Annotated in this window: 6 protein-coding genes and 1 tRNA gene; 6 read left to right on the top strand and 1 reads right to left on the bottom strand. The window is 30.4% G+C overall.

Features of this window, described 5'->3' with window-relative positions; translation table 11 throughout:
- Positions 1 to 215: 215 nt before the first annotated feature.
- Together ACJMLB_RS04745 and ACJMLB_RS04740 are read left to right on the top strand one after the other, a co-directional pair.
- Complete coding sequence (locus ACJMLB_RS04745) at positions 216 to 4,337, top strand: hypothetical protein (protein WP_405324095.1); 4,122 nt, start codon at positions 216 to 218, stop codon at positions 4,335 to 4,337.
- 285 nt (positions 4,338 to 4,622) lie between these two features.
- Entirely contained in the window at positions 4,623 to 7,856 is a 3,234-nt protein-coding gene (locus ACJMLB_RS04740; RefSeq protein WP_405324093.1) for an Ig-like domain-containing protein, read from the top strand.
- A gap of 213 nt (positions 7,857 to 8,069) precedes the next feature.
- Here the strand turns inward: ACJMLB_RS04740 and map are convergent, their stop codons facing one another.
- Entirely contained in the window at positions 8,070 to 8,999 is a 930-nt protein-coding gene (gene map / locus ACJMLB_RS04735) for a type II methionyl aminopeptidase (RefSeq protein ID WP_405324091.1), read from the bottom strand.
- Positions 9,000 to 9,247: 248 nt separating this feature from the next.
- Between map and ACJMLB_RS04730 the strand changes: the two genes are divergently transcribed.
- The 4 genes from ACJMLB_RS04730 to ACJMLB_RS04715 all read left to right on the top strand — a co-directional run.
- The gene (locus ACJMLB_RS04730) at positions 9,248 to 9,649 is read left to right on the top strand and encodes a hypothetical protein (protein WP_296855628.1); all 402 of its coding nucleotides are present in this window, start codon (positions 9,248 to 9,250) and stop codon (positions 9,647 to 9,649) included.
- Between the two features lie 61 nt (positions 9,650 to 9,710).
- Positions 9,711 to 10,232 carry a hypothetical protein gene (locus ACJMLB_RS04725; protein ID WP_405324089.1) on the top strand — a complete coding sequence of 174 codons (522 nt, stop codon included), beginning with the start codon at positions 9,711 to 9,713 and terminating at the stop codon, positions 10,230 to 10,232.
- 272 nt (positions 10,233 to 10,504) lie between these two features.
- A tRNA-Met gene (locus tag ACJMLB_RS04720) sits at positions 10,505 to 10,579 on the top strand.
- A 333-nt stretch (positions 10,580 to 10,912) separates the two neighbouring features.
- Positions 10,913 to 12,717: right-handed parallel beta-helix repeat-containing protein (locus tag ACJMLB_RS04715; RefSeq protein ID WP_405324087.1), on the top strand; the 1,805-nt coding region annotated here is incomplete at its 3' end.

Raw genomic sequence — 12,717 nt, 5'->3', positions numbered from 1 at the left:
TTTAGGAATTTTTTATTTGTTCGTATTATTTTTAACTATTTTTATTATCTATTTATTAACTATTTTTTACTATCTTTCATATTTTCTATTTTTATAATCAACATTTTCCAATCTAATCAAATAATTAATATATAATAAAATAAAAAACTTAATATATAATTAATAAATTTTATTTGTTAAAAAATAAATTTTAATTTATATTGTTTGGTGAAATTATGAAAAGATTAAGTAAGTTTTGTGTATTATCAATTATTCTAATAATTTTAAGCATTTCTGCTGTAAGTGCTTCAGAGGTGGATAATGATAATATCCAATCTTCCATTGATGATATTGGCATTCAGGAAATGCCTATTGAAGAGGTCTCTTCAAATGAAGATATGGGAGATCAATCTTCTCTTTCTGATTTTAACCAAGCATCTGAAAATGAAGAAAATAATCTGGCTGTTGTTGATGAGATAAATAATGACAACTCTCAAAATAATGTATTATCTGTTGGATCTAGTGGAAATGTACATAAGGTGACCCCTTCCAATTACTCTAATTATTTTAATAATAATGGATATGTTAATACAAACATTGTAAAATCTGGAGACACTATTGACTTATCAGGCAATTTCAATAAGGTGAACTTTACATTCACGATCCCTTGTTCAATAACCAGCAGTCAAAAAAATGCATATCTCACCAATTGTGTAGTCCAATATCTTGATATCAACTCTTCAGCATATTCAGATGTTTCCCATTTAAGGTTTACTGTAAATATTGAAAAGCATCCATGTGTTTATATTGTTCGTTCAAGTCATGTAAACGTTTTTAACTGTAATGCATATTCAACTGGTGCAAACAGTAATCCGACCCTTTTGGTAGGTTCCACCTATTGCAACATACATGACAATGTCTTCGAAACAACATTCACTGGATATATGAATATGTCATGGAAACGTGCAGGTATCCTCTTAGGTGAGTCTCATTACAATAACATCTATTCCAATGATGTAACTGTAAAGGACTCAAACGGAATATATCTAACAACTTATGGTTGGGAAAAATCCAATTACAATAACATATATAACAATACAATCAGATCTTCTGCAATCAGCGAAGAGACTGGCCTTCCTAACCCTTCAGCATGGGCTTATGGTGTCCATATTATGGGAGATTACAATAAGGCAATAAACAATACTATTTATTTAATGTATAGAGGAGTGGATTCAGAAGGAAGCTTTAATGAAATCATTGGCAATAACATTTTTAATCTTGCAGGAAGTTATTATGAAGGAAACAATGGTACTGATGGGGGAGAGTATGGAATCCATGCTTCTTATGATAATATAATTATTAATAATACCATTCATGACAGCAAGATAACTGGATCTGCAATTTATGTAACTGTAAATTGTACTGCAATTGGTAATGTAATTAAGAATATAACTGGAGAGCATGCTTTTGAATTTTCAATTTCAGCTTCAAATACATTGGTCCAAGGCAACACTATTAATATGGCCTCTGGAAATGGAATGTACATTAGAGGAAACATGACCAATGTTACTGTGTCAAATAATAGCATTAGTTCTAAAAATGGAACAGCTGTTTTAATTAAAATGCTATCAAAATCCAAATATCCTGACAATGTAACTATTAAAGATAACCTTATTTTAGAGGGCACAAAATCTTTTATTGATTATTCTGAAGTGGAATCAAAATCAAATATCACACTATTCAATAATAGTATTATTGTTACAAACAGCACATTTTTCAATTTATTCAATCCAGATGGGTCTTTAAAGGATATAAAAATAGATAATATAATTTTTAAAGGAGAATTCTCTAATTTAGACATTCCTTATATTAATCTGAATGGAAATATTTCTCTTATGGGTCAAAACTCAAATATCATTAATCTTCCATTTGTTATAAGTGCAAATAACATTAAAATTGAGAATTTGAATATTACAATGAATAATCAGGAAGAGGCATTTAAATTTATCAATGCACAGGATATAGGTTTATTCAATAATACAATTACAATTGATTCGGCAAATGCTTTGTCTTTAAGCAATTCAAAATTAAGCATTATAGATAATCTAATTACTATTAATGGAGATAGGCCTGCAATTTTAAATGATAATGGAAGTTATATTTTATTTGGAGAAAATACAATCAATACATTGTCAGAATTTGAGATTCTGTCCCTTCATGATTCCATAGTAAAATATACTTTTTATATACTTAATGATGAAAATTATTATGAATTCTTTAATTCAAATGGTTTATTCAAAGATGACTTTGATATAACTATTGGAGATACTTTAAAAATTGCAAATCTAACTAATAAAACATTTAGAATTGATATTCCATTGGATATTAGTGCTTTCCAAGGTTCCTTTTTAAATAATTGTACAATCATTTTGGAAGGTGAAGCTTCCAATACCAATATTGGCAATTTAAGGTTTAAACTAGAAAATAACCATCTTAATAATGATTTTTCATTTATCATAATTAAGGATGGGGTATCTAATTTAATCATTCAGAATAATCAATTTAATGTTTCAAATATTGCTGGTGATTATAGGCTATCTGCTATTAAGCTAATAGGCAGTGATTATAGTGCTGATAAAAATACAATATCAAATAATATCTTTAATTTAAATGCTAATGTAGGCTCTATAATTGCTATTAATGTTTTAAATCGAGAATTAACTAATTATGAAAATATTACAACTAATTTATCTATTTTAAATAATAACATCTCCATAACAAATAATCGTGAAGATGGTCTAAGTTATGGAATCAATCTAATAAATAGCAATAATCCAAAAATCAATTCTAATAATATTGATGTAATTGGAGACACTGCATTTGGACTTTATTTAAATAAAGTGTCAAATTCCAATATTGCAGACAATACTGTGTATGAAAACAATGCTTTAGTGAGCATTAGCCATTCCAACAATCCCACAAAGGATATCCAAAATGCAATTGATGCTGCAAAAGAGGGAGACATCATTTATTTAGGTAATGGTCTTTATTCAATCAAAGATTCTATGATTGTAAATAAGTCAATTAGCATAGTTGGCGGAGTATTGCTTGATAATATTGATTCAAGTTCTAACCAATTAGTCTCAAGCGATAATCCTTTATTTGTCATATCCGGCAAAAATACAGTGGATTTGATTAACATGACTGTAATATTGGACAATAATGATTTATTCATCCTATCATTAATGAAAAATTCCACAAATCCTACAGATCTTAATATTCCAATTGTCAATATCATAAACAACACTTTCCTGAAGAACAATGATGCTGTTGGAGAAGATTCCCTTTATCTTGCAAAGGTAATTTCAGAAAGGCCATTGCTTGAGTCTTTAAATAATATTTATCTTGAAAACAATAATCTGATTGATAATATGAATCAAGTCAAGTATTATACATTCAATGATTCCCAATCCAATGAGGTTAATTTCAATAATGGAGTGAAAACTTTTATATTGCCTGTCCATTTGGTTTGTAATGCTTTGGATAAGGATATTTATGGAAACAGGTTTGGGTATTTTGAAGTGGAATTAATGGATGAAAATGCAAATAGATTGTCCAATAAATTCATTTACATTTCTTACAATAATGCGATTTATAACTTAACCACAGATTCAAATGGAAAGGTTAAACTTCCAGTCAATATAAATAGTTATGGAATTTTCAATCTTTTAGTCAGTTTCTTAGGTGATAATGATTATAGTGCATCATTTGCACCAGGAAAAGTAACTGTCAACAAGCAAAAGGCAAGTTTAAGCGCTCCAAACAAGTCTTATTATGTTAATGTCAATAAGTATTTGACAGCAACATTTAAGGATATCAATGGAAAATTGATTAAAAATAGAAAGATCAGTTTCATCATAAGCGGCAAAACTTATACTGCTTACACAAATTCAAAGGGAGTTGCTAAGGTTAAAGTAAATGTTAAAGTGGCTAAAACTTATACAGTGACAGTTAAGTTTGGAGGAGATAATGTTTACAGTCCTTTGAGCAAAACCTTAAAGCTTTATGTCAAGAAGGTCCCTACAAAATTGATTGTGAAAAACAAATCTTATAAGAAGTCTAAAAAGATTAAAAAATTAACTGCTACTTTAAAGACAAAAAGTGGAAAGGCTATTGCCAAAAAGAAATTGACTTTTGTTGTAAATGGGAAGAAATACACAGCAAAAACAAATAAGAAAGGTGTCGCAACTGTGAAAGTTAAGGTATCCAAGAAGAAAACTTATAAATTCACAGTTAAGTTTGCTGGAGACGGCACTTATTTAAAGACCACTAAAAAAGCTAAACTTAAAATAAAATAGTTTTATTAGATTATTTCTTTTTTAAATTTTCTTTGTTCTTCTTTTTAATTTCTTTATTTTCTTATTATTTTATCTTTATAATTTTTAAACTAATATCTATTTTTAATTTTTTTTATTTTTATTTCAAATATATTTTATATTTTATAAATTATAATAGAAAACCTTTTTAATAATTATATAGATATATATTAATAATCAAAATTTATCAAGTATTTTGATTATTTTGTAAAAGAATTTTTAGAAAATTATTATATGTATTACGAATTTATGAAGAGGTTTTATATTATGAAGCTTAGTAAATTCACAGTCGTTTTAGCTGTTTTATTGGTTTCAATATTAGCTATTGGGGCTGTAAGTGCGGAGTCTGTAGACGATGCAGGAATTGTCGCTGTCGCAGATGGTGACATTCAGGAATCTGTCGAAGTTACAGACACTGCAGATGATTTAAGTACTGCAGATAATGCAGATGAGATTGTAAATGATGATGGCGGTGCTGTTATCGGTGAAGGTACAAATAGTTATGACCTTGATGATGATAGTTATTCTACTTATTTCAATGATGATGGTACTGCTAAAGATACTCTAAGTGCTGATGGAGATTATTCTTTAAATATTGGTACTTTAACCAATAAGGACATTAAGATTAGTTCTGGTTCTAATATTAATATAACTGGTAAAGAAGGTGCAGGTATTATTAATAATGGTACTATTACCATTGGTGATTATACTGGTATGGCTGGTTCTATTACTATTTCTGGTTTAACTTTCACTAATACTAATAAGAATGCAGTGGAGATTACTGATTTATCTACTAAGATTACCATTAAGGACAATACTATGAATATTGAAGGTGTTGCTCCTGAAGATAATCCTTATTTCAGTGTTTATGGTGTAAATGCTAATGGATTCATTTCTGGATTGAACATTGAGGGCAATGATATTTTTGTAACTGGCAATGCTCCTTATTCCTATGGTATTCAGTTAGGTTCTTATGGTGCTTTAGCTAACCCTGAGGATATTGTTATTTCTAATAATAATATCAATGTAGATGTTAAAGGCTGTATGCCTGAGGCTATTTATTTGGATAATCCTGTAAATGCATTAATTGAAGCTAATAACATTACTGTGGCCAATACCGGTGATTATTGTGCGTATGGTATTCAAGTAGCTGATGATGCACAGTATGTTTTCTTTTCTTCAGGTTATGAGGGTACTCTTACTTCTGCTAAGAATGTTTTAATTAAAGACAATAATGTGGATGTTAGCAGTGACTTTATGGTTTATGGTATAACTGTTTTAAACTTTGGTGTTGATGGTTATGATCCTGATATGTCATTTGGTGATTACACTATGCCTGCTTATTATCAATTTGAGTTAAATACTACTATTGCTAATAACACTGTGGTTGCTGTCTCTAAGAAAGGTGTTATGGGTATTGGTGGTCAAATTTACAACATGACTGTTGAAGGCAATGATGTAACTGCTATCGGTACTTCTGCTGCTGATATGACTACTGGTGATGCTTTAGGTAATCACACTTCTGCACTTTGTGTGCAATTCAATGCTGCTAGTGCTGAAGATGACTATTACATCGTAGTTAAAGATAACACTGTAACAACTAATGTTTTGGCTGAAGAGATAAACAGTGAAAGTTACAGAGAGTATGTAAGCTTTGAAAACAATGCTAAAGTAATCGATGATTTTACTTATTCTACCTTTTTCAATGATGATGGCACTATTAAAGATGATGCTCCTATAAGTGCTGGAGATGTAATTGCTTTAGGTGATTTAACTGGCAAAAAATTAGTCATCGATACCCCATTAACAATTAGAGGAGTTCCTAATAAAAAATTAGTCAACACTACAATCAATCTTGTTCAAGGTGCAGACAATTCTGTAATTGAAGATTTAGATATGGAATTCACTGGTGATGATACTACTGGTTCCATTGGTATTATTTACATTAAAGAAGTAACTAATGTTACCATTCAAAACAACAAGATAGTTGTTCCTGACTTTGTTGACAAAACTGGTTCAAAATATGGTTCCTCTGTCTACGCTATTGAAGTAGAAAGTGGTGCTTTAGGTTGTAAAGATATCTGTATAAATAATAACAAGATTTTTATTGAAGGATCTTGCAGATACCTTTATGGTATTGATGTATTTGCTAATTCTTATCCAACTCAACAACCTAGAATTACTAATGTAAACATCTTTGAAAACTATGTCTACCTTAATGGTGGGTCAAGAATGGCTGAGGCAATTTATGTAAGTGCTTGTGATGATGTCATCATTGATGGAAATGAAATCGATTCCACTTCCAATGGTGCAGCTTATGGTGTTGCAACTGACCAATTAAGTGATGCAGTAATTGCATCTAACGATATTAAAGTAGATGCTGCTACCCAAGCTTACGGTATCACTGCAACCACTTCAGGTACTGATACCATTATCCGTGCAAATGAAATTGACGCTAAGGGTACTGGTGCTGTAGGTATAGGCATCAATAACCAAAATGGAGTCACTATTGAAAACAACGAAATTCATATTGAAGGTGGAGATTATACTTCCATTACTTCTTCAGATAGTTTAGGTACTGCAAACGCAGCTATATTAGAAGGTGAAGGAAACACTAATGTTCAAACTGAAGGAAATACAATTTCTGAATTCAATGGAGTTAAATTAGAATGTTCTGATTTAAATGTGACTGCTGCTCCTAGTGGACAAGGCACTTATATAATAACTTTAAAAGATGTTGAAGGTCAACCTTTAGCAAATAGAGAAATTTCTATCTCATTTAATAATGAAGTTATAAAAGTAACTACTGACGCTAATGGTGTAGCAGAGTTTTCATTTGACCTTAATAAAAAAGGCAAATATCCTGTAAGTATTGCATTCCTTGGTGATAAGGAACATAAAGGTGCTTTTGCAACTGCAACTATCACTATTGATCCAATCAAAACTGGTTTAACTGCATCCGCAAAAACTTACCTTGCTACTGCAAAAACCAAATCTTTCACTGCAACCTTGAAAGATGCAAACGGCAATATCCTTGCTAACAAGAAAGTTACTTTCACTGTAAACGGTAAAACTTACACTGCAAATACCAACGCTAAAGGTGTTGCAACTGTTAAATTAGCTTTAACTGCTGCAAAAACCTATACTGTAACCATTAAGTTTGCAGGTGACAGTGTTTACGCTGCATCAACTGTTTCAGCTAAAGTAAAACTTAACAAGGAGAAAACCAAAATAACTGCTCCTACTAAGACTTTCAAACGTACTGCAAAAACCAAAAAAGTTGTAATTACTCTTAAGAACTCTAAAGGTAAAGCTGTTGCTAAGAAGAAAATTACCTTAACTGTTAATAAGAAAAAATACACTGTAAAAACCAACTCAAAAGGTAAAGCAACCTTTAAAGTTAAATTAACTAAAAAAGGAACCTTTAAGTACACAGTTAAATTTGCAGGTGACACTCAATACAAAGCAGTTAAAAAGACTGGTAAAATTAAAATAAAATAAGTTTGTTTATTTTATCTAGTGTTTGAGCTTATGCTCAAATCCTAGATCTTTTTTTATTTTTTTAAAATCATTTGTTGATTCTATTTTTGTCTAATTTTTAAAATTGATAACTATTTTTAAAAAGAGATTATTTTAAATATTATTTATTTCACTGTTTTTATAAATGAAAAAAAGACATTAAAATTTAATAAAAAAATAATTAAAAAAAGAAATTTAAAGTGTGGTAATATTACAACCATCACTTTCAACAATCAAAGTATGCTCTTTTTGTGATACCCATGCACCTGTTCTTTCCTTAAGTGCAGCATATGGATAAATTGCCATAGCATCCCCTAATTGCTTAAGGCCTGAGTTCACTCTATGTTCATTGAAGTTTTCTGTAAGCCAGCGTCCACTAAATGGCAAGTAGCGATAATTCTTTTCAATATATTGAAGCATCCTTTGAGTATTTTTCATCCTAAATGGTTTTGACTGTAAAAATGAAAAGATATACATCTGTGGACAGTCATTTACGATACCTTCGCCATTTGTTGCAAAAGGTTCGATTGCTACAGCTTGTCCTTCCTCAAGAATTGTCGGATCATTGTTGTCATAATTTGGAACAGAAATTCCTGCATGCAAGTTCCAGTGTTCAAGGCTATGGCCTGTAAGGTTTCTTACAGGATTAAGATTGTATTCTGCAATTGCCTCTTCAACTGCTCTTCCAACATCACAAACCTTCACTCCTGCTCTTACAGTGCTGATTGCAGCTTCAAGTCCTGCTGCTGAGGCATCAATGATTCTTTGGTTGAGCTCTAATGTCTCTTCATCGAAGAGCTCTTCGAGGTTGTCTCCAGGAACCATTATTGTCACAGCGGAATCTGCAATATAACCATTCACTTCAGCTCCAAGGTCAAGCTTTACCAAGTCTCCTGTAACCATTTTATTGGTGTCTCCTGCAGGAGAGGTGTAATGTGCTGTGATTTCATTTATTGAAACATTGCAAGGAAATGCAATACCTGCACCGGACTTTAGTATTTCGCTTTCTACAAATTCTACCAGTTCAAGAATTGGCAGACCGTTTTGAATCATTTTTGAAGCGTCTGATCTTACTTTTGACACGATTTTTCCAGCTTCTTCATAAGATTTAATTTCATCAACCATATTATCACTTTGGTTTTAAGTATATTTTTTAATTAATTTTTTCATATCTTTAGTATTAGTTAATCATAAGATGTCAGAATATTCATAAATTTTTAATCATTTTTATAAAAATTTTTATATACTCTTAATTATATAATATACTTATTCTTATTTAAATATCTTTAATTTATATTTGAATAATTTTTTATATTAATCGGTTTTAATGATTTTTTAAAATATGATTTATATGATGTTATGGAGGAAAAAATATGGCTGCTGAACTTATTCCAGATCAAATCTTTATGCTTATTTTAGTAATTATATTGGCTGTTGTTGTTATCATTGTTGTAAGCCAATGGAAAAAGGTAAGTCAATCCAATAATACTTTAAAATTAATGGAAAAAGAAATTGAACTTAAGAAAATAGCTATGGTTGAAAAGGATTTAGAAAATAAACGCATTATGGAAAATCCAATTCAATTGCCTGCTGAACAACAAGAACAGCTCACTCAAATCAGAGATTCCACTGCTGAAGTCATGAGCAATGTAGGATACTTGCACAGTGAAATCAATGAACGTTTGGCTCGTCTTGAAGCTCAAACCGAACTTAAAAAGCTTGAAAAAATGCTTAAGGAAATTGAAGAAAAAGAGAAAAAACTTAACAAGAAATAGATATATTCAATTTTATTAAGTTTTTTAGATTAATGAATAATTTTTATAATGAGGTTTTATTATGGATATTATTGAATTGATTGCTGTCATTATTTTAGTTGCTGCTATTGTATTTTTAGTGTACTATTACATTAAATCAGCAAATGATGGCAATATCGACATTAAGGAAATTCTTAAGTTTTCACCTAAAAAAGATGACAATCTCAATTCTCTTGTAGATGAGGAAATTCAAGAAAAGAAATCTATGGGTGATAAGATTAAATATACCTTTAAGGACATCGATAAATCCTATGCTAACACTACAGATGCATTTTCAAAAAGATTGGATTCCTTCTTGGATGAAAGAAGTGAAGAATTGATTGAAAGCTGGTCCTTAGTGACTACTGATGATTTATCCTCCTTAGAAGAAAGGTATACCACTGCTTGTGACAGCATTGAAGCTTTAGAGAAAAGGTTCAGTGAGTTCACCAATGCAACCGATGCTAAAATCGAAGATCTTGATAAACGTCTCAAAGCTTTAGAAGAGGCAGAAAAAGATTTAGATGAAGCAGAAGAAGTTGCAGTTGAAGCTGAAAAAGAATAATATTTATTCTTTTTTTTACTTTTTTTATTTTTATTAGCTATTTTATTAGCTATATTAACTATTTTATTAGTTATTTTATTAGCTATTTTTATTTTACTTTAACTTATTGCTTATTTTATCATTGCTTATTTTCATTATTTTAGTTATTTTAATTATTTTCCCATTATCATAGCTTCAATAGAAAGGACTATTATCCTTTTTTATGCAAATATTTATATATGATGGTGTCTAATATTATAATGTTAAAGGAACTTATCCTTGTTTATTTGTTTAGCAGGGTGGGGTAGTCTGGTGATCCCGCGGGGCTCATAACCCCGAGAGCCCTAGTTCAAATCTAGGCCCTGCTATTTTTTATTGAACATTTATATAACAATGTTATATAATGCTATTTTTTTAATATTATCAAAAACGCTTGTATTGCTTTCAATTTTTCATTTCCACTTTTGAACTGCTTTTTTGGTTTTTTATTTTCATTACTAATGGGATATATTTATAAATATTAACAATTATAAATTAATAATGTATTAAATATATTTCAAATATATTTTATATTTTATAAAGAAACTTTAATTATAAAATATTTATGAAAGAATAACTTTAACTTAGTTTAAAAACTTTTATCTAGGTTTAAGTTATATGAAAATAGTTGTTGAACTTAAGAAAATTGCTGGAGGTGTTTGATGAGAAGTAAAAGAATAATCGGATTTAGCTTAATATTCATTATGGCTTTTCTTCTAATCGGATTAAACACTGCAAGTGCATCAAATATAGATTCAGATCAAAATTTATCAGATAGTTTTGAATCCAGTCCAGTTTCCAATGCCCTAGATATCGATAATCTCGGCGCTTCAGAGGGTTCTGAATCTAATTCCATTTCTGATGCAATTGATGATGATATCATATCTAATGCAGATAATTCCAATGAAGAAACATCAAATGAAAATCCACAGTCTGAATCCAAGCTTGGTGATGGTGAAAAAAGAATCCACACTATTACAGAAGCAAATTATTCAAGTTATTTTGATTCTGATGGTAATTTAATCAATTCATTAGTGAAAGCTAATGATACTATTAATTTGTCCGGTAATTTTTCTAATAAGAAATTTATAATAAATATTCCTTTGACAATTACAAGTACTGAAAACAATGCAATATTGAAGAATTCTCCTATATACTACTATAACGTATCAAATGAGAATTTTTCATATGATGCAATCGTTTCTAACTTGAAGATTGAATCAAACCTTCCAGACATATCTGCAGTTTGGGTAATTGGATCTAAAAACATAAGGATTTTAAATAATGATATTTTCACTACAGGACATAACGGCTATCCTATTTCCCTTGATGGCTTCACCTATAATTGTATTGTAGAAAATAACATTATCAAGACAGTTGTTCCGGTAAACACTGCAATAGACTCATCACAAGTCAATCCTGATGAAGAGAATTCAGGAGACAATAGCAGTTGGCAACATTCTGGTATTAGCTTAAGGGATGCACATGGCAATTCAATTGTTAACAATGACATCACAGTTGAAAATTCCTATGGAGTATACCTTTGTTATGGTACTTCAACATCAAGCAATAATATTATAGCAAACAATACCATTAGGGCAACTTCCGAAACTCCTTCATTCTGGTCTTACGGTGTTTACTTGACTGGAAACTATAATCATATAGAGAACAATACCATTATACGCATGTACCGTGGTATCCATTCAAGCTATGCGCATAATTATATCATTGGAAACAAGATTTATGATATAAATGGTCTTGATGAAAATAACGGTATTGGTGGAGACTATGGTATTTACGGTGGTAATGACACCTTAATTGCAAATAACTCCATTTACAATGCAGATGTGATTGGTGCCGGTATTCTTGTAGGTTCCAACAGTGATGTTTATGGAAATTATATTCAGATAAACAGCAGTGGAGACGGTATTAGAATCGGAGATGTTGAAGGAGGTCACAATTCAAGGGTTCACAACAACACAATAGACTTCTTATCAGGTACTGGAATAAGCATAAAGGGTACTCCTCAAGATACTGAAGTCTATGACAACATTGTAAACTCATTATCCAATATCGGTGCAAATCAAGGTTCAGGATTGGGAATCGGTATTTTATCCATTTACCAATCAAGATCCAACAGGCCTTATAACATTTCCATTTACAATAACACTATCTACACTTCAAATGATTATGCTATAAATATTGCCCAGTCATCCACTGAAAGATGGTTATGTGAAAACAATAGTATTGGAGATAAATCCATCATCAATCCTATTGCAACTGACTATTCCCCTGAATGGGGAGATGGTACAGTTTATCAGGTAACTGAAGATAACTACAATACCTATTTCGATTCAAACGGAAAGTTAAGAGATATTGTTAAGGATGGAGATATTTTAGTATTCAGCGGCAGCTTTTCACCTAAAGGCAAGATAGTCTTGAACAAGATTGTCAGCCTAATAGGGGA

The sequence above is a fragment of the Methanobrevibacter sp. genome, from assembly GCF_045114555.1.
GTDB lineage: Archaea > Methanobacteriota > Methanobacteria > Methanobacteriales > Methanobacteriaceae > Methanobrevibacter.
The sequence above is the reverse complement of the archived record's forward strand: the minus strand, read 5'-3'. Positions and strand labels throughout refer to the sequence as shown.